Annotated in this window: 19 protein-coding genes and 1 other RNA gene; 6 read left to right on the forward strand and 14 right to left on the reverse strand. The window is 73.0% G+C overall.

Annotated features, from left to right (window positions below; genetic code table 11):
• Positions 1–461: 461 nt before the first annotated feature.
• The 6 genes from D1J60_RS13550 to D1J60_RS13575 all read right to left on the reverse strand — a co-directional run bounded on the left by D1J60_RS13550 (position 462) and on the right by D1J60_RS13575 (position 6,787).
• The gene (locus D1J60_RS13550; protein WP_125821274.1) at positions 462–992 is read right to left on the reverse strand and encodes a GNAT family N-acetyltransferase; all 531 of its coding nucleotides are present in this window, start codon (positions 990–992) and stop codon (positions 462–464) included.
• A 637-nt stretch (positions 993–1,629) separates the two neighbouring features.
• Positions 1,630–2,238 carry an ABATE domain-containing protein gene (locus D1J60_RS13555; protein ID WP_125824009.1) on the reverse strand — a complete coding sequence of 203 codons (609 nt, stop codon included), beginning with the start codon at positions 2,236–2,238 and terminating at the stop codon, positions 1,630–1,632.
• A gap of 258 nt (positions 2,239–2,496) precedes the next feature.
• Complete coding sequence (locus D1J60_RS13560; protein ID WP_125821275.1) at positions 2,497–3,045, reverse strand: GNAT family protein; 549 nt, start codon at positions 3,043–3,045, stop codon at positions 2,497–2,499.
• 9 nt (positions 3,046–3,054) lie between these two features.
• Entirely contained in the window at positions 3,055–4,206 is a 1,152-nt protein-coding gene (locus D1J60_RS13565; protein WP_125821276.1) for a uroporphyrinogen-III synthase, read from the reverse strand.
• Between the two features lie 127 nt (positions 4,207–4,333).
• Positions 4,334–5,713: a nitrate/nitrite transporter gene (locus tag D1J60_RS13570; RefSeq protein WP_125821277.1), complete on the reverse strand. Its 1,380-nt coding sequence runs from the start codon at positions 5,711–5,713 to the stop codon at positions 4,334–4,336.
• Positions 5,714–5,818: 105 nt separating this feature from the next.
• Positions 5,819–6,787, reverse strand: coding sequence for a LysR family transcriptional regulator (locus D1J60_RS13575; protein ID WP_125821278.1), 969 nt, complete (start codon positions 6,785–6,787; stop codon positions 5,819–5,821).
• A 96-nt stretch (positions 6,788–6,883) separates the two neighbouring features.
• Between D1J60_RS13575 and D1J60_RS13580 the strand changes: the two genes are divergently transcribed.
• The 4 genes from D1J60_RS13580 to D1J60_RS13595 all read left to right on the forward strand — a co-directional run bounded on the left by D1J60_RS13580 (position 6,884) and on the right by D1J60_RS13595 (position 10,495).
• A complete protein-coding gene (locus tag D1J60_RS13580) occupies positions 6,884–8,302 on the forward strand; it encodes an MFS transporter (protein WP_241253254.1) in 1,419 nt (472 codons plus the stop codon).
• A 94-nt stretch (positions 8,303–8,396) separates the two neighbouring features.
• Positions 8,397–9,824 (forward strand): SH3 domain-containing protein, encoded by a 1,428-nt coding sequence (locus D1J60_RS38630; RefSeq protein WP_125821279.1) that lies wholly within the window; start codon positions 8,397–8,399, stop codon positions 9,822–9,824.
• A 138-nt stretch (positions 9,825–9,962) separates the two neighbouring features.
• Positions 9,963–10,235 carry a type II toxin-antitoxin system prevent-host-death family antitoxin gene (locus D1J60_RS13590; RefSeq protein ID WP_125601867.1) on the forward strand — a complete coding sequence of 91 codons (273 nt, stop codon included), beginning with the start codon at positions 9,963–9,965 and terminating at the stop codon, positions 10,233–10,235.
• A complete protein-coding gene (locus tag D1J60_RS13595; RefSeq protein WP_125601863.1) occupies positions 10,232–10,495 on the forward strand; it encodes a Txe/YoeB family addiction module toxin in 264 nt (87 codons plus the stop codon). Before D1J60_RS13590 ends, D1J60_RS13595 begins: the two co-directional genes overlap by 4 nt.
• Positions 10,496–10,555: 60 nt before the next feature.
• Here the strand turns inward: D1J60_RS13595 and ssrA are convergent.
• From ssrA to ftsE, 5 genes are all read right to left on the reverse strand, one after another.
• Positions 10,556–10,944: a transfer-messenger RNA gene (gene ssrA / locus D1J60_RS13600) on the reverse strand.
• Between the two features lie 85 nt (positions 10,945–11,029).
• The gene (smpB, locus tag D1J60_RS13605; protein ID WP_007264411.1) at positions 11,030–11,515 is read right to left on the reverse strand and encodes an SsrA-binding protein SmpB; all 486 of its coding nucleotides are present in this window, start codon (positions 11,513–11,515) and stop codon (positions 11,030–11,032) included.
• An 18-nt stretch (positions 11,516–11,533) separates the two neighbouring features.
• The gene (locus D1J60_RS13610; protein WP_125821280.1) at positions 11,534–12,730 is read right to left on the reverse strand and encodes a S41 family peptidase; all 1,197 of its coding nucleotides are present in this window, start codon (positions 12,728–12,730) and stop codon (positions 11,534–11,536) included.
• Positions 12,731–12,797: 67 nt separating this feature from the next.
• Positions 12,798–13,787 carry a permease-like cell division protein FtsX gene (gene ftsX / locus D1J60_RS13615; protein WP_125821281.1) on the reverse strand — a complete coding sequence of 330 codons (990 nt, stop codon included), beginning with the start codon at positions 13,785–13,787 and terminating at the stop codon, positions 12,798–12,800.
• Between the two features lie 17 nt (positions 13,788–13,804).
• Positions 13,805–14,494 carry a cell division ATP-binding protein FtsE gene (gene ftsE / locus D1J60_RS13620; RefSeq protein WP_007264414.1) on the reverse strand — a complete coding sequence of 230 codons (690 nt, stop codon included), beginning with the start codon at positions 14,492–14,494 and terminating at the stop codon, positions 13,805–13,807.
• A gap of 228 nt (positions 14,495–14,722) precedes the next feature.
• Here ftsE and D1J60_RS13625 point away from each other — a divergent pair, with 228 nt between their 5' ends.
• Positions 14,723–14,911 carry a hypothetical protein gene (locus D1J60_RS13625; RefSeq protein ID WP_125601854.1) on the forward strand — a complete coding sequence of 63 codons (189 nt, stop codon included), beginning with the start codon at positions 14,723–14,725 and terminating at the stop codon, positions 14,909–14,911.
• Between the two features lie 111 nt (positions 14,912–15,022).
• Here the strand turns inward: D1J60_RS13625 and prfB are convergent, their stop codons facing one another.
• Positions 15,023–16,132: a peptide chain release factor 2 gene (prfB, locus tag D1J60_RS13630; protein ID WP_125601851.1), complete on the reverse strand. Its 1,110-nt coding sequence runs from the start codon at positions 16,130–16,132 to the stop codon at positions 15,023–15,025.
• A gap of 314 nt (positions 16,133–16,446) precedes the next feature.
• On the opposite strand from prfB, the gene D1J60_RS13635 reads away from it, so the two are divergent.
• A complete protein-coding gene (locus D1J60_RS13635) occupies positions 16,447–17,493 on the forward strand; it encodes a 2-oxoglutarate and iron-dependent oxygenase domain-containing protein (RefSeq protein WP_125821282.1) in 1,047 nt (348 codons plus the stop codon).
• A 70-nt stretch (positions 17,494–17,563) separates the two neighbouring features.
• Here the strand turns inward: D1J60_RS13635 and D1J60_RS13640 are convergent, their stop codons facing one another.
• Positions 17,564–18,829 (reverse strand): serine/threonine-protein kinase, encoded by a 1,266-nt coding sequence (locus tag D1J60_RS13640; RefSeq protein ID WP_125821283.1) that lies wholly within the window; start codon positions 18,827–18,829, stop codon positions 17,564–17,566.
• A gap of 191 nt (positions 18,830–19,020) precedes the next feature.
• Positions 19,021–20,790: a serine/threonine-protein kinase gene (locus D1J60_RS13645; RefSeq protein WP_125821284.1), complete on the reverse strand. Its 1,770-nt coding sequence runs from the start codon at positions 20,788–20,790 to the stop codon at positions 19,021–19,023.
• Positions 20,791–21,074 lie beyond the last annotated feature (284 nt).

A 21,074-nucleotide genomic window follows, 5' to 3' on the forward strand; every position in this document is an offset into this window, starting at 1 on the left:
ATGGCCTTCGGCCACCCTTGAGGGACCGACCCGAACCGGAAAGCCGAAAGACTGCCGGGAAACCCCCAAAGAAACGGGACGGACGATCCTTGGAGGGGCGGGTCCCTCAGCGCTGAGACGAGGGGCCGGGCGCCGGCCCCGCCCGACATACGCCCCCCACGTCCGTGATCCCGGGCCAGGGGCGCGACCACCCGCACGAGAAGACGACCAGAGCAGCCCAAGGAGCCGACAGGCGCGTCAGATCGCTACGCGCTCCTCCCGGCATAGCGTCCGGCGACCGTCCTGGGCTGATACCCGCACGAGAGGACGAACAGGGCAGCCCACGGAGCGGACGGGCGCGGCAGATCGCTACGCGCTCCTCTCTTCTCGGCGTCCGGCGACCGTCTGTGGCTGATACCCGCACGAGAGGACGAACGGATCAGCCCGGCGATCCGACGGGCGCGTCAGACCGCGACGGACGGCTAGGGGAGGCGGCGGGCCAGGACCTGGCCCGGCCAGGCGCCGGACAGGAAGGCTTCGGTCGGGGTGAAACCGTTGCGCTCGTAGAAGGCGACCAGCTCGCCCCCGCCGCCCGCCCAGCAGTCCACCCGCAGGAGTTCCAGGCCGGCCCGGCGCGTCTCGTCGGCGGCGTGCGCCAGCAGGACCGCACCGATACGCAGACCCGCGCGCCGGCGGTCGGAGACGAGCAGGCGCACGTACACCTCGGCCTCCTCGGCCGGCTTGATCGGCATCTGGGGACTGGGACCGGAGTCCAGCACCATGGCCCCGACGGGAACACCGTCCAGCTCCGCGATCCAGGGCTCGTTCTCGGTCAGGTACCGCTCGACCCGCTCCACCCCGCCGGGCTTCTGCGAGTACGGCGTGGTGCCCCACTGCTCGGTGTTGCCACGGGAGTTCATCCACGCGACAGCCCCGTCGAGCAGGTCGAGAACGGCCGGCGCGTCCGCGAGGACGCCGCGCCGGACGCGTATGCCATGTGTCGTCTCGTTCACGCCCGAAGCCTAGCCAGGGCCTGTCCCTTAACCACGTGACCCGAACAGGTGGAGCCGGGGTGACGCGCCGGAACCGACGTGTCCGGCCTGTCGGATCGCCGGGCTGATCCGTTCGTCCTCTCGTGCGGGTATCAGCCACAGACGGTCGCCGGACGCCGAGAAGAGAGGAGCGCGTAGCGATTTGCCGCGCCCGTCCGCTCCGTGGGCTGCCCTGTTCGTCCTCTCGTGTAGGTATCAGCCCAGGACGGTCGGCGGACGCTATGCCGGGAGGAGCGCGTAGCGATCTGACGCGCCTGTCGGCTCCCTGGGCTGCTCTCGTCGTCCTCTCGTGCGGGTAGTCGCGCCCCTGGCCCGGGATCACGGACGTGGGGGGCGGATGTCGGGCGGGGCCAGCGCCCGGCCCCTCGTCTCATCCCTGACGGACCCGCCCCTCCAAGGATCGTCCGTCCCGTTTCTTTGGGGGTTTCCCGGCAGTCTTTCGGCTTTCCGGTTCGGGACGGTCTGTCAAGGGTCGCCGAAGGCGATCACGAAGTGACGCGACGAAGGAGCGCCCTTGACAGGCCGGCCCGAACCGGAAGGACGATGGGACTGACGGGAAGCCCCCAACCCGCCCTGAGACCGCCCCAGGGGATCCCGCTCACCCCGCCCCCGCCACCTCCCGCACGCGGCGCCGGTGGCGGGCCACCCGCTCCCTGTTGCCGCACAGTTCGCTGGAGCACCACCGGCGGCGTCGGCCGCGGGAGGTGTCCAGGTAGAGGCGGGCGCAGCCGTCGCCCTCGCAGGACCGGATCAGGGCCAGGTCCCCCGGGTCGGTGAGGAGCTCCACCGCGTCCCGGGCCACCGTGGCCAGCATCCCGGCGCACTCCACCCCGCCGCAGAGTTCCCGGACGAGGTGGCCCTCCTGGTTCCGTACCGCGCACACGCCCGGGGGCGGTCCCGCGGCGGCCGCGTTCACCCGGGCCAGGGCTTCCTCCTCCGGGCCGGTGCCGGCGAGTTCGGCCCGTACGAGGGTGCCCACGTCGTGGCGCAGCGCGCGGAAGGCCTCCACCCAGTCGGGCCCGAGCCGGCGGAGCGGGGTGTGGTCGGGGACGAGGCCGGCACCGACGAGCCACAGCCGCAGCGCATCACCGTCCCGGAGCCCCTCCCGGAGCCCCTCCCGGAGCCCCTCCCGGAGCCCTTCGCCGGACCCTTGCCCGGCGCCTCCCCGGCCCCCTTCCCGGAGCCCTTCCCGGAGCCCCTCCCCCATCCCCTCCCGGCATCCGGAACCGGCTCCTTCGAGGCCGTCCGTGGCCAGCAGGTCCAGGCACACCCGCCCGGAGTCGAACCACATCCCCGCGCGCATGCCCGTACGCATCCCGGTACGCACGCCCGTCGTGCCCGTCGTGCCCGTCCACATGCCCGTCACCGCCTCGTCGCCGCCTCGTCGCCGTGGGACCGGACCGCCTCCCCAGAGTGCCGTCGGCGGGCGGGAAGCGGAAGCCCCCGCGCGGGGCGGGAGGGGTGGCTATGCGGCGGGTGCCTCGTCGTGCAGCACGCGCTGGAAGAGGCGGTGGTCGCGCCAGGCTCCGTTGATGTGGAGGTACCGGGGGGCGAGTCCGATCTCGGTGAAGCCGTTCTTGGCCAGGACCCGTATGGAGGCGTGGTTGTCGACCAGCGTCTGCGCCTCCACGCGGTGGAGCCCGAAGTCCTCGCGGGCGGCCCGGAGGACTTCCGCCAGCCCTGCGGTGGCCAGGCCCTTGCCGTGCCAGTCCCGGTCCATCCAGTAGCCGACGCCGCCGCTGCACAGGGGGCCGAGCGCGATGCTGCCGAGGTTCATCGCTCCGACCACGGCGCCCCCGCCCGCCTCGACGAACACGTACGGGACGAGCCGGCCCGCGTCGCGCTCCTCCAGCATCCCCTCGATGCGGGCCAGCTGCCCGGCCTCCGTGTAGAAGGCCTCGCTCCGCAGGGGCTCGTACGGCGCCATGGCGGCCCGGTTGCGCGTCAGTACGTCGGCCAGCCCGGCGGCGTGCTCGACCGCCAGGCCCTTCATCTCCACCCCGTTGATGATCACCCGGGCACGCTAGCGGATCCCCGCCGCGGTGCTCCAGCCCTCGCCCTCCCCCGCGTCCAGCGAAAGCCGGTACCCCCGCTTGACCACCGTCTGGATCAGCCGCGGCGCCCCCAGGGCCGCCCGCAGCCGGGCCATCGCCGTCTCGACGGCGTGTTCGTCGGTGCCCGCTCCCGGCAGCGCCCGCAGCAGCTCGGCCCGGGACACCACCCAGCCGGGCCGCCGGGCGAGCGCGGCCAGCAGAGCCATCCCGGCGGGCGGGACCGGGCGCAGCCCGTCGTCGACGAGCACGGCGTGCCCCCGGATCTCCAGGCGGTGTCCGGCGACGGGCAGGACCCGTGCCCGGCCGGGGAGTTCGCGGCACAGCACCTGCACCAGGGGCCCGAGCCGGAACCGCTCCGGCTGGACGGTGTCCACCCCTTCGGCCTGGAGCGGCAGTGCGGTGACGGGCCCGACGCACGCTGCCGCGACGGGCCCGCGCAGGGACTCCAGGACGGCTTCGCGCAGTCCCCGTTCGGCGGCGCGGGACAGCAGGGAGGCGGCGGCGGGCGCGGAGGTGAAGCTGACGGCGTCCACGGCCCCGACGGCGATGGTGTCGAGCAGCCGGTCCAGGGGTGCGAGGTCCTCGGGCGGCATCCACCGGTAGACCGGTACGGGGACCACCTCGGCCCCGCCGTCGCGCAGGGCCTCCACGAATCCGGGGAGGGGTTCTCCGTGCAGCTGGAGCGCGATGCGCCGCCCGGCGACGCCGGCCGCGAGCAGCCGGTCCAGTACCTCGGCCAGCGATTCCGACTGCGGGGACCAGGCTTCCACCAGTCCGGCGGCCCGTACGGCGCCCTTGACCTTGGGGCCGCGCGCGAGCAGTTCGGTGGTGCGCAGCCGTTCCAGCAGTTGTTCGCCGATGCCCCAGCCGTCGGCGGCTTCGATCCAGCCGCGGAATCCGATGGCGGTGGTGGCGACGACGGCGTCGGGCGGGTCGTCGACGAGTTCCTTGGTGGCGGCCATGAGTTCGCCGTCGTCGGCGAGGGGCACGATGCGCAGGGCGGGGGCGTGGATGACGGTGGCTCCGCGCCTGCGCAGCAGGGCGATCAGTTCGTCCGCCCGGCGGGCGGCGGTGACTCCGACGGTGAATCCGGCCAGGGGGCCGTGCGTGGCGTCGTCCATCGTGGTTGCCTGCCTTGCCCAGAAGGTGTGCGTCGGGGGTGTTCCGAGCCTGCCAACGCGGCGTGTCAGGCTCGGTTCCACCGCATTTCCGGTCGGTTAACCGGCCGGTGACCGCCTCGGCCGTGCCTCACACCGAGGTGAGCTGGGGCCTCTTCCCGTCCTGTCCGTCGGCGGCGGGGGCCGGGGTGGCGGTGGGCCGGCGAAGGTATACCGCCCAGGTGATGGCGCAGCACACCGCGTAGAAGCCGAGGAAGGTGGCGAAGGCGGCCGTTCCGGAGCCGGATTGGAGGAAGGCGGAGCGGAAGACGAGGTTGATGGCGAGGCCGCCGAGCGCGCCGACGGCTCCGATGAGTCCCATGGAGGCGCCGGAGAGGCGCCTTCCGTGGGCGGCGGCCGCTTCGCCGTCGAGGCCCCGTGCGAGGGCCTTGGCGGCGAAGATGCCGGGGATCATCTTGTAGGTGGAGCCGTTGCCGAGGCCGCTGAGGGCGAAGAGCGCCACGAAGCCGGTGAGGAACACCGGCAGGGACGCGCGTACGGAGGCCAGCAGGACCACTGCGGTCGCGGCGGCCATCGCCACGAAGGTGGCCAGGGTGATCCGGGCGCCGCCGAACCGGTCGGCGAGTGCCCCGCCGACGGGGCGGGTGAGGGAGCCCAGGAGCGGACCGATGAAGGTGAGGGAGGCGGCCTGGAGCGGGGTGCGTCCGAACTGGGTCTGGAGGACGAGCCCGAAGGCGAAGCCGTAGCCGATGAAGGAGCCGAAGGTGCCGACGTAGAGGAAGGCCATGATCCAGGTGTGGGCCTCGCGGGCGGCTTCGCGGACGGCGCCGCCGTCGCTGCGGACCGGCGCGAGGTTGTCCATGCGTACGAGGGCCAGGGCGGCGGCGAGCACGATCAGCGGCAGGTAGGTCCACAGCAGCAGCCGGGGGTGTCCGGCTCCGGCGGTGCCGATGACGAGCAGGGCGGCGAGCTGGACGACGGGGACGCCGATGTTGCCGCCGCCCGCGTTGAGGCCGAGGGCCCAGCCCTTCTTGCGGAGCGGGAAGAAGGCGTTGATGTTCGTCATGGAGGAGGCGAAGTTGCCGCCGCCGACGCCGGTGAGGGCGGCCACGGCCAGGAAGGTGCCGTAGGAGGTGCCGGGTTCCATGACGACGAGGGCGGCGATCGTCGGCGCGAGGAGGAGCAGGGCGCTGACGACGGTCCAGTTGCGGCCGCCGAAGCGGGCGACGGCGAAGGTGTAGGGGATGCGGACGAGGCCGCCGACGAAGGTGGCGGTGGCGATGAGGAAGAACTTGCCGGCCGGGTCGATGCCGTACTGGGGGCCCATGAAGAGGACCATCACGGACCACAGGGACCAGATGGAGAAGCCGATGTGCTCGGAGAGGACGGAGTAGAGGAGGTTGCGGCGGGCGGTCCGTTCCCCGGTCTCCGTCCAGAAGGCCTCGTCCTCGGGGTCCCACCGCTCGATCCAGCGGCCTCCCCTGCGCGGTGCGGTCGTCGCAGCGGTCATCACACGCCTCCACCCTCCACAGCTGTCGTGCTCTGTGGTGAGGAGGCTAGGAACGGCGCGTTTCGGTCCCGGTCCCCGCCGGATGACCGGTGGGAAACCGTGCACTCACCCGCCGTCCGGGCCGGGTGTGAGCGCTGCGGGGAGCCAGCTGTCCGGGGGGACTTCCAGCCAGCCGCCGGTGTTCTGGAGTTCGGTCACGGCGCGGTGGAGGGCGTCGAGGCCGGGGTGGCGGTGGCCCTTGCGCCACACCATGGCGAGCGGGGAGAGGGGTACGGGGTCGACGAGGGGGCGTTTGACGCTGCCGGGCATGTCGAGGAAGCCGACGGTCGCGAGGACGGGGTTGCGGGTCTTGGCCATGACGCGGCCGAACTCCTCCTTGCCCATCGCGACGGGGGCGGGCGGGGCGACGGCGATGCCGCGTCCGGCGAGGAGTTCGCGGGCCAGGCCGGTCCACTCCAGGGTGCGGGGGTTGCCGGCTCCCGCGTAGACGGTCTCGCCGGCGAGCGCGGCGAGCGGTACGCGGTCCAGGGCGGCCAGCGGGTGGTCCTCGGGGAGCAGCACGGCGAGGGGTTCGTGGCGTACGGGGCGGTGGTCGAGCCGGGCGCGCAGGGCGGGTGCCAGTCCGGCGGCGTACCCGAAGGAGACGTCGAGCCGTCCGGCGGCGATCTCGCCGGCGGCGTGGGTGAGGCCGCTCTCGAAGCGGGCCATCAGTTCGCAGCCGGGGGCGAGTTCGCGGGCGCGTTCGAGGACGCGGCGGCCGGTGCTGGGGCCGTCGGTGTTCATGTCGACGAGGAGGGCGCGGGGTGGTCCGGCGAAGGCGGCGGCGAGTTCCTCGTGGGCGCGGAGCACTTCGCGGGCGTGGGGCAGCAGGCGTTCGCCGTCGGGGGTGAGTTCGACGGTGCGGGTGGTGCGCAGGAACAGTGCTGTGCCGAGGGTCTGTTCGAGGCGGCGGACGTCGCGGCTGAGGGCCTGCTGGGCGATGTAGAGGCGGGCGGCGGCGCGGGAGAAGTGCAGTTCCTCGGCGACCGCGAGGAAGCCGCGCAGCAGGCGGGGGTCGACGTCACGGGCGGTCATCCCCGCAGGTTAACCCGGCGATTGACAACGTGAGCGCGTGAATGGTCCCGGAACAGGTGTTGGACCGGGGCCGGGGGCGGGCCGCAGGCTCGGTGCATGCCGCAACAATCCCCGCTGATGGCCGTGACCGGCAGCACCCTGGTCCTGGCCGCCCCGTCCCCGGCCGCCCCGTCCCGCGCCCGGGCGTCCGCCCCGTCCCCGTCCCGTGCCCGGGCGTCCGCCCCGTCCCCGGCCGCGTCCCGTGCCCTGGGGCCCGCCCCGGCCGCGTCCACCGCGCCCGCGTCCGCGTCCGCGCCCGCCCCCGCCGGCGTCGCCGCCGCCCCGGCCCGTGACCGTGTCCGCGGCCCGTACGTGCGTCTCTTCGCCCGCCCCGGCACGCGCGGGTTCACCGCCGGGAACCTGCTGGCCCGGCTGCCGATGGGCATGTTCGGCGTCAGCGCCGTGATGATGATCGCCGGGCAGCGCGGCTCGTACGCCCTGGCCGGCGCGGTCACCGCCACCGGGCTGGCCGCCACCGCCCTCGTCGCGCCCTGGACGGCCCGGCTGGTCGACCGCCACGGGCAGGCCCGGGTCGCCGTACCGGCCACCGTGATCGCCGTCCTCGGCTCGCTCTCCCTGGTCCTGTGCGTGCGTACGCAGGCCCCCGCATGGACCCTGTTCGCCTCGTACGCGGCCACCGCGACGACCCCCAACATCGGCGGCATGTCCCGGGCCCGCTGGACCCACCTGCTGCCCCGCTCCGAGCAGCACACCGCGATGTCCTTCGAACAGGCCGCGGACGAGCTGTGCTTCATGCTCGGCCCGGTCCTGGCGGCCTTCCTGTGCACCGCCGCCTTCCCGGAGGCGGGCACCCTCGCCGGAGCGGCCCTGCTGCTGACCGGCATGCTGGTCTTCACCGCGCACCGGGCCACCGAACCCCCCGCGACCGGGGCGCCGGCCGCCGCCCTGGGACCGTCGCCGCTGCGCGCCCTGCTCCCGCTGCTGGGCCTGCTCCTGGCCACCGGTGCGGTGTTCGGCTCGATGGAGGTGGCCTCCATCGCCCACCTCGCCGCCCTGGGCCTCGGCGGCGCCTCGGGGCCGGTACTGGCGCTCCAGGCGGCGGGGTCCTGCGCCGCCGGGCTGTTCTACGGGACGCGCCGCCCGCGGAGCCTGCGCACCTGCCTGCTGGCGCTGTCCGCGGCGATGGCCCTGCCCTGGGCGGCCGCCGCGACCGGCTCCCTCGCGCTGCTGGCGGGGGCCCTGCTGCTGGCCGGGATGGCCACGGCGCCGGTGATGGTGGGCGCCATGGCGCTGGTGCAGCGGGCCACTGCGCCCGGCCGCCTGAACGAGGGGATGAGCCTCGCCGTCACCGCGATCCTGGCGGGCATCGCGGCCGGTTCCGCCGGCGCGGGCCAGGCCGTCGACCGGCTGGGCTCCACCGCGGCCTACGCCCTCCCGGCCGGCGCCGCCCTGCTCGCGCTGGCCCTGTCAGCCACAACCTCCCTATTTATCCGTATTGTTCCGGCGGGCGAGTGACGCGCCCGCGTGGTACGCACCACTCCTCCGCGCGATCCCGCATAACTGGGGGTGCTTTCCCCCAGCGGCCCTTCCCTTCGCGGAGGAACTCCCCTTGCCTGCTTCCCGCTCCGTCTCCTCGGCCCTCGTCGTCGCGGCCGTCACCGCGTCCTGCCTGGTGCCGGCCGTACCGGCCCTGGCCGACGCGTCCGAGATCCGGTTCTTCCAGCCGTACGTCCCCTCCATCGCCCCCGGCAAGACGGGCCGCGTCGTCATCGCGGCCGTGAACGGCCAGGAACCGGCCCGCAGCAGCACCTTCCGGATCACCGCCCCGGAGCGGACGACCTTCCCGGAGGCCCGCTTCTACTGGGACGGCCGGCGTGCGGCCGGCTCCTGCACCCGCTCGGCGGACGCGCGCCTGCTGACCTGCGACGCGGGCACCCGCGCCGGCTTCGCCTTCCCGGCCGATACGCAGACGCGGCTGGCGGTGACCCTGAAGGTGGACCCGAAGGCCCCCCAGGGCACGACGCTGGACGGCGGCGAGTGGTCCAACGGCACCGACGCCCCCGCCTTGTTCGCCGTCGCCACCCCGGTGACGGGCCCGAAGGGCGACGACGGCCGCCCGGGCCACGACGGCCACGACGGCAGGCCCGGCCACCACGGCAAGCCGGGCCGCCCGGGCCCGCAGGGCGAGAAGGGCGAGAAGGGCGACAAGGGAGACCGCGGCGAGCGCGGGGAAACCGGCGAGCGCGGCCCCAAGGGCGACCGCGGCGACACCGGCGAGCGCGGACCGCGGGGCCCGAAGGGCGAGACCGGCCCGGCCGGAGGCCCCCAGGGCCCCGCAGGTCCGCAGGGCCCCAAGGGCGACACGGGCAAGGACGGCCGCGACGGGAAGAACGGCAAGGACGGCAAGGCAGGCCCCCGCGGCCCGCAGGGCGTGAAGGGCGACACGGGCGCCCGGGGCCCGCAGGGCCCGAAGGGCGAACCCGGCCCCGCCGGAGGCCCCCAGGGCCCCAAGGGCGAACCGGGCAAGGACGGCCGGGACGGCCGCGACGGGAAGAACGGCAAGGACGGCAAGCCCGGCCCCCGCGGCCACGACGGCAAGCCCGGCGCCGACGGCCGGCCCGGCAGGGACGGCAAGCCCGGCCCGCAGGGACCGGCGGGCCCCCAGGGCATCCCCGGCCCGAAGGGCGAGAAGGGCGACACCGGTAAGCCCGGCGGCACCTGCAAGAAGTGCGGTGACCACCACGGCAAGGACGACCACCACGGCAAGGGCGGAAAGGACGACCACGGCAAGGGCGGCCACAAGGCCACCCCGAAGGCCCGCATCGTCACCTCCGGCCAGGGCCTCGGCATCCGCTCCGGCCCCGGCACGGGCTACGGCAAGACCGGCAAGATCGCGGCCAACACCGTCGTCGCGCTCCAGTGCAAGGTCAACGGCCAGACCGTGGGCGACAACCCGATCTGGTACAAGCTCGCCGACGGCCGCGGCTGGATCGCCGCCCGCTACGCCCTGAACCTGAACAAGGTCCCGTACTGCTGAGCCCCCGGCGTCACGCCCCGGCATGACGAAGGCCCCGCAGCCAACAGGCTGCGGGGCCTTCTCGCACACCCTCCGGTACCCGAATCCGGTACGAGAGCGGTACCGTATCCAGGTACCACTCTGAGAGGGAGAGCAACCATGCCCATAAGCGCCAGCGAAGCCCGCAAGACCCTCTTCCCCCTGATCGAGCGCGTCAACAACGACCACACCCCGGTGCGCATCAGCTCCAAGAACGGCGACGCCGTCCTGATGTCGGCCGAGGACTACGACTCCTGGCAGGAGACCGTCTACCTGCTGCGCTCGCCGGCGAACGCCCGCCGCCTCATGGAGGCCGTCGCGCGCGACCGGCAGGGCACGGCCGGCATCGCCAAGAGCATGGACGAGCTGAACGCGCTGGCCGGTGAGGAGTGAGGAGCGTCCACTTCGACCCGGACGCCTGGGAGGACTTCCTCTACTGGCTCGCCGCGGACCGGAAGATGGCCAAGCGCATCACCCGCCTGATCGGCGAAGTCCAGCGGGCACCCTTCGAGGGCATCGGGAAACCGGAAGCGCTCAAGGGCGACCTGTCCGGCTACTGGTCCCGCCGGATCGACGACGAGCACCGGCTCGTCTACCGGGCCGACGACAAGGAAGTGAAGATCCTCAAGGCCCGCTACCACTACGCCGACTGACCCCCGGCATGACGAAGGCCCCGCAGCCAACAGGCTGCGGGGCCTTCGCCCACATGGGATGAGTGGAGATGGCGGGAATCGAACCCGCGTCCAACGGTGCAGAAGCAGGGCTTCTCCGAGCGCAGTCCGCTGCGATTTTCTCGGCCCCGGAGATCACACGGACAAGTCTCCGACGGGCTCAGTCACTGTTTGGTTTCCCTCCAACCCCCGTGACCGGGGCTAGAGGTTTAGATCCCTTGTTGACGCCAGGATCCGGACCGGGACCACTTCCGGGCTGACGCTCCTCACAGAGGCTTCAGCTCACTGTTATTAGGCAGCGAGGGTGAAGCGGGAGTTATCGCTCTTGGTGTTGGCGATTATTTTTTGCGACATGTGGTTAGCGAGATCATTGCCGCTTCCTCGGCTCGCTTCCCCTGCATCGACAGCCGCTGTCGAAACCGATCATCCCCATGTTTTGTTAACAAAGTGCTCCGACCCCGGAGGGCCGGTGCTGAACCCCATGGTACGCGAAGTGGACCACCGGGTGCCAGGAGATTAAACCGTGCCCCGCTGCTTGCGCCGGACCGCCGAGATCGCGCGCTGCGTCTCGCGCGTGTCCTGCTTCTCGCGCAGGGTCTGGCGCTTGTCGTACTCCTTCTTGCCCTTCGCCAGCGCGATCTCGACCTTCGCCCGGCCGTCCTTGAAGTACAGGGACAGCGGGACGACCGTGTGGCCCGACTCCTCGGCCTTGCGCTCCAGCTTGTCGATCTCCTCGCGGTGCATGAGGAGCTTGCGCTTGCGCCGGGCGCTGTGGTTGGTCCAGGTGCCCTGGCTGTACTCCGGGACGTGCACGTTGTACATCCAGACCTCGCGGCCCTCCACCGACACGAAGCCGTCCACCAGCGAGGCCCGGCCCTGGCGCAGGGACTTGACCTCGGTGCCGGTCAGGACGATCCCGCACTCGTAGGTGTCGATGATCGCGTAGTCGTGCCGGGCCTTCTTGTTCTGGGCGATCAGCTTGCGCCCTTTTTCCTTAGCCATAGTGCGGTCATTTTCGCACTACGACCCCACCCCGAGGCCACCCAATACCGTGCGCGCCCGCTCCTCCGCCCCGTCGCCGGCCGCGAGGTCCGGGGTGATGCCCCCGCCGTCGAGGCTGCGGCCCGCCGGGGTGCGGTACGTGCCCACCGTGAGCTCCGCCACCGCGCCGCCCGGGAGCTCCGTCGGCATCTGCACCGAGCCCTTGCCGAAGGTGCGGGTGCCCACCGTCACCGCGCGGCCGCGGTCCTGGAGGGCGCCGGTGACCAGCTCGGCCGCGCTCATCGTGCCGCCGTCGACGAGGGCCACGAGGGGACGGGCGGTGTCCCCGCCCGGGTCGGCGTACAGGGCGCGCTCGGAGCCGCGTACGTCGTACGTCGCCACGAGCCCGCCGTCCAGGAACGCGGAGGCCGCGGCCACCGCCTCGGTGACCAGCCCGCCCGGGTTGCCGCGCAGGTCCAGCATCACCCCGGCGCCCGGCGGGGCCTCGCGGACGGCCGCCCTGACGCGGTCCCCGGAGCCCCGGGTGAAGGAGGCCACCTTGATCACGGTGATGCCGCCCGCGAGGCGGCGTACGGTCACCGGCTCGGTACGCAGCTGCGCGCGCCGGACGGTGACGGTGAGGCCGGCGCCGTCCCGGCTGAGGCCGAGCACCACCGGAGTGCCCGCTTCCCCGCGCAGCAGCGCCACCACGTCGGCCACCTCCAGCCCGGTCACGCTCCGGGCGTCCACGCTCAGCAGCCGGTCCCCGGCCCGCAGGCCGGCCCGGTCGGCGGGGCTGTCCGGCTGGACCCGGTCGACCTCGATCCGGCCGTCCCGGCGGCGTCCGGCCCAGAGCCCGACCCCGGTCCAGCGGCCGTCGAGTTCCTCGGCGAAGGCGGCGTACTCGCCCCGGTCGTAGACGGTGCCCCAGCGGTCGCCGCTGCGGCTGACGACCTCCTGGGCGGCCTTCTTGCCCGACTTCCCCTCGGCGACGGCCTCGGCGGCGGCCCGGGCGACGGCCTCCCGGTCGGCGGTGCCGGTCCCGGTCTCGGGGGCCGGGGGCCGGTCCGGTGCGCCGGCGCCCGCCAGGAAGGCCGTGCCCGTCTCCTGCGCGTCCGGCGAGGACCAGCACCCCGTGCCCGCGGCGGTGCCCACGCAGACGAGGAAGACCAGCGTCAGAGCGGCCCCGCGACGCAGGTCGCGGGGCCTCGTACAGAAGGCGGGCAGACCCGGCATGCCGCCGAGTCTAGGACAAGCCCCGCCGCGGCAAGCCCGGTTGAGCACGGAGCACAGGAGGCGCTCGTCATACCTTCAGGTACTTGCGCAGCGCGACGAACGCGGCCAGGGAGGGCATCAGCAGGCCGATGACCAGCACCAGCGGCAGCTTCGTGAGGACCGCGTCCCAGCCGATGAAGTTGATCAGCTGGAGCTTGTCGCGGAGCGCGATGCCGTGGTCGATCACGAAGTACTGGCCGGTGCCGAGCATCGCGCAGGCGAAGACCGCGCCGATGAGGCCGGCCACGGCGGCCTCCATGATGAACGGCACCTGGATGTAGAAGCCGGAGGCACCCACGAGCCGCATGATGCCGGTCTCGCGCCGGCGGCTGAACGCCGAGACGCGCACCGTGTTGACGATCAGCAGCAGGGCCACGATCAGCATGACGAGCATGATGCCGAGGGCCGCCCAGTTGAGGGTGCCGAGCAGGGCGAAGAGGTTGTCGAGCTCGGTGGACTGGTCCGCGACCGACTGGACGCCGTCGCGCCCGGCGAAGGCCGAGGTGATGACCTCGTACTTCTCCGGGTTCTTCAGCTTGACCCGGAAGGAGTCGGGCATCTGGTCGGGGGTGACGACGGAGGCCAGCGCGGTGTGGCCGAAGCGCTCCTTGTAGTGCTTGTAGGCCTCGTCCGAGGACTCGTACATGACGGTCTGGACGAGGTCCATCTTCTTCAGCTCGGACTCGATGCCCTGTTTCTGCTCGGGGGTGACCGCCCCCTTGGCGCAGGGCCGGCCGCTGCCCGCGGCGGCGCCGGCGGAGGCCGCCGGCGCACCCGCGGCCGCGCCCGGGGCGGCGGCGCCGGCCGCGTCCAGGGCGTCGTTCTTCGTGCAGAGGTAGACGGTGACGTTGACCTTGTCGTACCAGTACCCCTTCATGGCGCTGACCTGGTCGCGCATGAGGAGGGAGCCGCCGAACAGGGCCAGGGACAGGGCCACGGAGATGATGACCGCGAAGGTCATGGTGAGATTGCGGCGGAGGCCGACGCCGATCTCCGACATGACGAACTGGGCGCGCATGACGTCTCAGGGGCCTTTCAGTGCTGGTAGCCGTAGACGCCGCGCGACTGGTCGCGCACGAGCCGGCCCTGTTCGAGTTCGATGACGCGCTTGCGCATCTGGTCCACGATCTGCTGGTCGTGCGTGGCCATGATGACGGTGGTCCCGGTCCGGTTGATCCGGTCCAGGAGCTTCATGATGCCGACGGAGGTCTGCGGGTCGAGGTTGCCCGTCGGCTCGTCGGCGATCAGCAGGGCGGGGCGGTTGACGAAGGCGCGGGCGATGGCGACGCGCTGCTGCTCGCCGCCGGAGAGCTCGCCGGGCATGCGGCCCTCCTTGCCGCCGAGGCCGACCAGCTCCAGGACCTGGGGGACGGCCTTGCGGATCTCGCCGCGCGGTTTGCCGATGACCTCCTGGGCGAAGGCCACGTTCTCGGCGACCGTCTTGTTGGGCAGGAGGCGGAAGTCCTGGAAGACGGTGCCCAGCTGGCGCCGCATGTGCGGGACCTTCCAGTTGGAGAGCTTCGCGAGGTCCTTGCCGAGGACGTGCACCTGGCCGTGGGTGGCCCGTTCCTCGCGCAGGACGAGCCGCAGGAAGGTGGACTTGCCGGAGCCGGAGGAGCCGACCAGGAAGACGAACTCGCCCTTGGCGATGTCGAGGGAGACATCTCTGAGTGCGGGCCGGTTCTGCTTCGGGTAGGACTTGGAGACGTTGTCGAATCGGATCACGGGAGCACCACGGTCGCCGGGAGTAGGTGACCGTGACCATACGCGACCGGACGACGGGTGGGGACCCGGCAACCGGAGTTGCCCGATATATCCACCGGTGCGGGAGGAGTCGGATCGTGATTGCCCGGACGGGCCGCGCCGAATGTCGGCGGAGCTGGCACAGTGGTAGGGGGAACGGACCGCGTCCCCGCACCGTTGACCATGTCGAGGGGACGAGAGGAGGAGCGCATGACATATGACCGGCTCGTGTGCGCGAACTGCGCCGCACCCGTCAGCCAGGGCCGCTGCCCGGTGTGCCGGGCGAACCGGGAGCGCCTCCAGCAGGAGGGCCCCTTCGCCGGGCTGAATCCGGCGACGGTCATCGCGCTTCTGGTGGTGCTGGTGGCCGCGCTGGCGCTGGTGGCACGGTCCGCGTAGACCGCGTCGCGTCCCGATCAGCAGGCATCACCGTGTGGCCGCGTGGATCACACGTAATGGGGAAGGGCCCGGACACCGCCTGGTGTCCGGGCCCTTCCTCGTGCTCACGCGTTACGCGGTCTGCTCCTGCTGCTTGCGCCAGCGGATTCCGGCCTCCAGGAAGCCGTCGATCTCGCCGTCGAGGACCGCCTGCGGGTTGCCGACCTCGAACTCCGTGCGCAGGTCCTTGACCATCTGGTACGGGTGCAGGACGTAGGAGCGCATCTGGTTGCCCCAGGAGCTGCCGCCGTCCTTGAGCGCGTCCATCCTGGCCTGCTCCTCCTGGCGGCGCCGCTCCAGCAGCTTGGCCTGGAGCACGTTCATCGCGCTGGCCTTGTTCTGGATCTGCGAGCGCTCGTTCTGGCAGGAGACGACGATGCCGGTCGGGATGTGCGTGATGCGCACGGCCGAGTCGGTGGTGTTGACGCCCTGGCCGCCGGGGCCGGAGGCGCGGTACACGTCGACGCGCAGCTCGGACTCGTCGATCTCGACGTGGTCGCTGGTCTCGACGACCGGCAGCACCTCGACGCCCGCGAAGGAGGTCTGGCGGCGGCCCTGGTTGTCGAAGGGGGAGATGCGCACGAGGCGGTGGGTGCCCTGCTCGACGGAGAGGGTGCCGTAGGCGTACGGGGCCTTGACGACGAAGGTGGTCGACTTGATGCCGGCCTCTTCCGCGTACGAGGTCTCGTAGATCTCCGTCGGGTAGCCGTGGCGCTCGGCCCAGCGCAGGTACATGCGCTGGAGGCGCTCGGCGAAGTCGGAGGCGTCCACGCCGCCGGCCTCGGCGCGGATGTTGACCAGGGCCTCGCGCTCGGCGTACTCGCCGGAGAGCAGGGTCCGGACCTCCATCTCGTCCAGCGCCTTGCGGACGGACGTCAGCTCGGCCTCGGCCTCGGCGAGGGTGTCCGCGTCGTCCATCTCCTGGGCGAGTTCGAACAGCACCGCGAGGTCGTCGATGCGGCCGCGCAGGGTCTCGGCCTTGCGGACCTCGGCCTGGAGGTGCGAAAGCTTGCTCGTGATCTTCTGGGCGGCTTCCGGGTCGTCCCACAGGGACGGCGCGGCGGCCTGCTCCTCGAGCACGGCGATATCTGCCCTCAGCTTGTCGAGGTCCAGGACGGCCTCGATCGACCCCATGGTCGAGGAGAGGGACTTCAGCTCTTCGGAAACATCGACGACTGCCACGGGTCAAGCCTAGCCGGTCCTCGGACGGCACTGTCCGGGCAGGCCGGATCGGACCGTACAGAGGAGCGCCGATACGGGCGTACGCTCCTCGTATGACCGTTCTACTCGTGAAGCGCCGCCATGTGGACCACATGCGTGTCACCACGACGAGCTGTCTGCCGCCGGACCAAGCACAAGCCTGATCAACCCCGATCCGACTTCGGTCCTGCACGCGGCCACGCTGTCCCGGCGCCATCCCTGCCGGCGGACCGCTCCTCCGCACGCCCCGCCATCTCTGGGGCACAGGACCCTGTGACATCCGAAACGGAGCCGTCATGCCGTCCGCGCACCCCTCTTCCCCTTCCTCCACCTCCTCCGCCGCCGCGTCCGCGCCCGCCCTGGCCGTCATCGACCTCTCTCGGGCCGACGACCCCGCCGAGCGCCCCGACTTCCTGAAGCAGCTGCACGCCGCGGCCCGCGACACCGGCTTCCTGTACCTGACCGGACACGGCATAACCGAGGCGGAGACCTCCCGCATCCTTGAGCTGACCAGGGCTTTCTTCGCGCTCCCGGAGGCCGACCGGCTGGCCGTGAGCAATCTGAACTCCCCGCACTTCCGCGGCTACACCCGCATCGGCCACGAGCTGACCGGCGGAGCCTCCGACTGGCGGGACCAGCTGGACGTGGGCGCGGAGCGGCCGGCGCCGGTCCTGGGGCCGGAGGACCCCGCGTACCTGTGGCTGGAGGGCCCGAACCAGTGGCCGTCGGCGCTGCCGGAGCTGAGGGAGGCGGTCCTGGGCTGGCAGGAGCGCCTGGCCGGGGTGGCGCACCGGCTGCTGCGGGAGCTGCTGGCCTCGATCGGCGCTGCTCCGGACTTCTTCGACGCGGCCTTCGCGGACCGCCCCCACCTGCACACGAAGCTGATCCGCTACCCCGGGTCCGCGCCGTCGGGCGCCGACCAGGGCGTCGGCGCGCACAAGGACTACGGCTTCCTGACGCTGCTGCTCCAGGACTCGGTGGGCGGGCTCCAGGTGGTCCGGGACGGCGGCTACGTAGACATCGAGCCACGGCCGGGCGCGTTCGTGGTGAACCTGGGCGAGCTGCTGGAGATCGCCACCGAGGGGTACCTGCGGGCCACCGACCACCGGGTGGTCAGCCCTCCGGGGGCGGTGGAGCGGTTCTCGGTGCCGTTCTTCTACAACCCGAGGCTGGACGCGGTCGTGGAGACCGTCCCCGGCGACTACCTGCGTGCGGCGCCGGGCGTGGCGCACGACGCGTCGAACCCGCTGCACGCCGAGTACGGCCGCAACGAGCTGAAGGGCTGGGTCCGCGCCCACCCCGAGGTCGCCCGCCGCTGGCACCCGGCCCTCACCGCGGTGTAGCGGGCGGTCCGGGGCGCCGATCGGGGCGTCCCGGCCGGGCCGGAGCGGGTCCCACCCGGGCCGGGGGGTCCTACCTGGGCTGGGACGGGGCCGACTGGCGGCCCTTGCCGTCGCGCGGCGGAGGTGCCGGGTCGTCGCCGGAGACGGCGATCCAGCTGCCCAGGCCCACCGCCGCCACCAGGGCCAGCGCCGACGCGGAGAGCACCAGGCGCCGCTTGCGCTCGGCCTCGGCGCGGTGCCGGGCGGAGCCGGGCCGGTGTCCGCCGGCCGGGCGGGGGACGCGGGCGGTGCCCAGTGCCCCGCCCGCCAGTTCCTCGGGGCCCGGGACGCGCATGGAGGTGTGGGTGTCCCGGTTGGAGTCGGTGGCGGAGCCGGGGACCAGTGGGACCACGCCCCGCCTGCGGACCGGGTCGGCGCCGGCGTCGGGCTCCCGCTCGGGCTCGGGCTCCGGGTCGGCGTCGTCCGGCTCGTCCACGTCGAGCGGCGGCATCCCGGCCAGCAGCGGCAGCAGGTCCCGGAGCCGGGCCGACAGCTCGGAGGCGCGCAGCCGGGAGGCGGGGGCCTTGGCCAGGCACTGGACCATCAGCTGCCACAGCTCGTCGGGGATGCCCGGCAGCGGGACGACGGTCTCGGTGACGTGCCGGCGCAGCACCGCGCCGGGGTGGCCGCCCCCGAAGGGGGTGAAGCCGGCCAGCAGCTCGTACAGCACGGTGGCCAGGGCGTATATGTCGACGGCCGCCCGCGGCGGCAGCCCCTCCACTATCTCCGGGGCCAGGTAGTCGGGGGTCCCGATGATCCGGGTCGTGGGGGCGGTGCCGCGGCCGGCGCCGGCCCGGCGCGGGGAGTCGATGAGCTTGGCGACGCCGAAGTCGGTGAGGAGCGCGGGGTGCGCGCCGCCGGGGCCGAGCGGTCCCTGCATGTCGAGCAGGACGTTCTCCGGCTTGACGTCGCGGTGGACGACGCCGGCGGCGTGGGCGGCGGCCAGGGCGTCGGCGACGTCGGCGACGATGGCCACGGCCGCCTCGGGGGCGAGCCGGCGCTCGCGGTCGAGGCGGGTGCGCAGGTCGGTGCCGCGTACGAGGTCCATGACGAGGGCGAGGTCGTTGCCGTCGACGACGAGGTCGCGTACGGAGACGACGTGCGGGTGCTCCAGGCCGAGGAGCGCGCTGCGTTCCTGGACGAAGCGTCCGACCAGTTCCTGGTCGGAGGCGAGGTCCTCGCGCAGGAGTTTGACGGCGACGGGGCCGTCCGGGCCTTCGCCGAGCCACACCGTGCCCGCGCTGCCGCGCCCCAGGATCTGGTGGGCGGTGTACCGGCTGCCGATCTTCCGTGCCACGACTGCTCCCTCAGCGGCTGGCGTAACGGACCAAAACTACGCGGCCGTGTGGGTGTTGGGGTGGCCGGATCGCGGTGACCTTCACTTCTGCGGGCGAAATCACGTCCTGGATGTCGACAAATCCACAAGGTCGGCGCTACGGGAGGCTCCGGAGGACCCCGGCGAGGGTCCTCCGGAGGGCCGGAGGGCGTTCAGGAGCCGCTGCCGCCGCCGGCGCCGTCCCCGATGGAGCCGACGAAGTCGACGACGTCGGTGCCCCAGCTCCAGACCTGGTCCCACCAGCCCTTGCCGGTGCCGATCCACTCCTGGAGCGGGGTGAGCTCCCAGACCAGCCAGCCGCCGACGAAGAGCAGCAGGATCAGCACCAGGCAGCCCTTGAGGCAGCCGAGGCCCGGGATCCGCACGGGGTTGGCGCTGCGGCGGCGCGGCTCGCGCGGCGGACGGGGCTCGCGCGGGGGCGCCTGCGGCCGGCGCTGCTGCGGCGCGGGAGGCGGCTGCGGCGGCTGCTGCTGGGGTGGCGGCTGGGGCTGGCGGTACTGGGGCGGCTGCGGCGGCTGGTACTGCTGGGGCTGGTAGTGCTGCGGCGGCTGCTGGGCGTACTGCTGCGGCGGAGGCTGCTGCTGGTACTGCTGCTGCGGCTGGTACTGCTGCGGCGGCGGTGCCTGGCGGTGCTGCTGCCGGGGCGGCTGCTGCGGGGGCGGCGGCATCTGCGGAGCCGGGCGCTGGGGGCGGCGGCGCAGGGGGTCCTCGCTCGGGTCGAGGTAGTGCATCTGCGTCTGCTCGTTGCGGTCGCGCGCGGCCCGCATCTGCGACTGCCACGGATGCGGCGCGTCGGGCTGCTGCACCGGGGGCATGACGGACGTCGGGTCGGGCGCGCCGCCGGGGGCGCCGGGCGCGGTGGTGGCCGGCAGCACGGTGGTGGCGTCGGCGCCGCCGACCGGCGGGAGCACGCTCGTCATGGCGTTCGGGTCGTACGCGTCCGGGTCGTACGCCCCGGCCTGCGCGGCGGCGGAGCCGGGGGCCGCCGGCGCGCCGGGGACCGGGGCGGGCGAGGGGTCGGGGGCGAGCAGGGCGGCGACACCGAGGGCGGCCTCGACCTCGTCGGGCGAGGAGTGGACGCGGATGCCGGCCGCGACCACGCGCAGACCGCGGGCCAGACTCTCGGCGCTGGGGCGCTCGTCGGGCTCCTTGCGCAGGCAGTGCTCGATGACGATCCACAGCGCCTCGGGCACGCTGGGGGGCCGCTGCGGCTCCTCGCTGAGGTGGCGGTGGAGGACTTCGAGCGCGGTGCCGCCGGCGAACGGCGGGCGGCCGGTGACCAGCTCGTAGAGGAGGATGCCGGCGCCGTAGATGTCGACGGCGGAGGTCTGCGGGCGGCCCTCGGCGGACTCGGGGGCCACGTAGGCGGGGGTGCCGACGAACTCGTGGGTGCGGGTCAGGCCCGGGGAGTCGGCCAGGCGCGCGATGCCGAAGTCGGTGAGCATCGGCTTCATCTGGCCGTGGCTCTCGTCGAGCAGCACGTTGGCGGGCTTCAGGTCGCGGTGGACCACGCCGTCGGCGTGGCTGGCGGCGAGGGCGTCCGCGATCTGGGCGGTCAGCAGGGCGGCGGCGACCGGGCTGAAGGGGCCGTTCTGCCGGATGTACTTGTGCAGGTCCGGGCCGTCGACGAGGTCCATGACCAGGGCGAGCAGGTCACCCTCGACGACGAGGTCGCGGGTGCGCACGATGTTGGGGTGGGTCAGGCGCAGCAGGACGGAGCGCTCGCGCAGGAAGCGCATGACGATGTCCGCGTCCTGGGCCAGCTCCTCCTTGAGGACCTTGATGGCCACGGTCTCGCCCGGCTGGCCGGCGACGGCGGCTTCCGCACCGGCGGTCTCCCGCTGGCGGGCGCGCCAGACGGTGCCCGTGGCGCCGCGTCCGAGCGGCTCCTCGAGCAGGTACTTGCTGCCGACTGGCCGCACGTCTCGCGCTCCCTGCTGTCGTCTTTCCGGCTGATTCCGCCGAGTGGGTTTCCGGCCCAACTCTAGGGGGTGTCCCGGTGGAAGACGCGGGGCGACGGAGGTTGGTTGCCGCACATATGTGCGAAGGGTGAGTTTTGTGGGTTATGCCGGGGGCCCATTTCCCCGGTTTTCCCCCGACGGGGTGGCCGCATTCGCCCCGGTGGGTGAACCCCGCCACCGGAATCCAAGATCATTTATTGACGGGTGCCGGGCGTGTTGCGGGCGACAGGTGCGAGGATGCACCC

This window comes from Streptomyces sp. W1SF4, assembly GCF_003950035.1.
Taxonomy (GTDB): Bacteria; Actinomycetota; Actinomycetes; order Streptomycetales; family Streptomycetaceae; genus Streptomyces; species Streptomyces racemochromogenes.

What these genes read in the sequence shown, in the direction of transcription:
- D1J60_RS13610 (WP_125821280.1), bottom strand. Translation starts at nt 12,730, where the DNA reads ATGCCGGGTCTGCCCGCCTTCTGTACGAGGCCCCGCGACCTGCGTCGC.
- D1J60_RS13635 (WP_125821282.1), top strand. Translation starts at nt 16,447, where the DNA reads ATGCCGTCCGCGCACCCCTCTTCCCCTTCCTCCACCTCCTCCGCCGCC.
- ftsX (WP_125821281.1), bottom strand. Translation starts at nt 13,787, where the DNA reads ATGCGCGCCCAGTTCGTCATGTCGGAGATCGGCGTCGGCCTCCGCCGC.
- D1J60_RS13590 (WP_125601867.1), top strand. Translation starts at nt 9,963, where the DNA reads ATGCCCATAAGCGCCAGCGAAGCCCGCAAGACCCTCTTCCCCCTGATC.
- D1J60_RS13570 (WP_125821277.1), bottom strand. Translation starts at nt 5,713, where the DNA reads ATGACCGCTGCGACGACCGCACCGCGCAGGGGAGGCCGCTGGATCGAG.
- D1J60_RS13575 (WP_125821278.1), bottom strand. Translation starts at nt 6,787, where the DNA reads ATGACCGCCCGTGACGTCGACCCCCGCCTGCTGCGCGGCTTCCTCGCG.
- D1J60_RS13625 (WP_125601854.1), top strand. Translation starts at nt 14,723, where the DNA reads ATGACATATGACCGGCTCGTGTGCGCGAACTGCGCCGCACCCGTCAGC.
- D1J60_RS13555 (WP_125824009.1), bottom strand. Translation starts at nt 2,238, where the DNA reads ATGGGGGAGGGGCTCCGGGAAGGGCTCCGGGAAGGGGGCCGGGGAGGC.
- D1J60_RS13565 (WP_125821276.1), bottom strand. Translation starts at nt 4,206, where the DNA reads ATGGACGACGCCACGCACGGCCCCCTGGCCGGATTCACCGTCGGAGTC.
- D1J60_RS13580 (WP_241253254.1), top strand. Translation starts at nt 6,884, where the DNA reads ATGCCGCAACAATCCCCGCTGATGGCCGTGACCGGCAGCACCCTGGTC.
- smpB (WP_007264411.1), bottom strand. Translation starts at nt 11,515, where the DNA reads ATGGCTAAGGAAAAAGGGCGCAAGCTGATCGCCCAGAACAAGAAGGCC.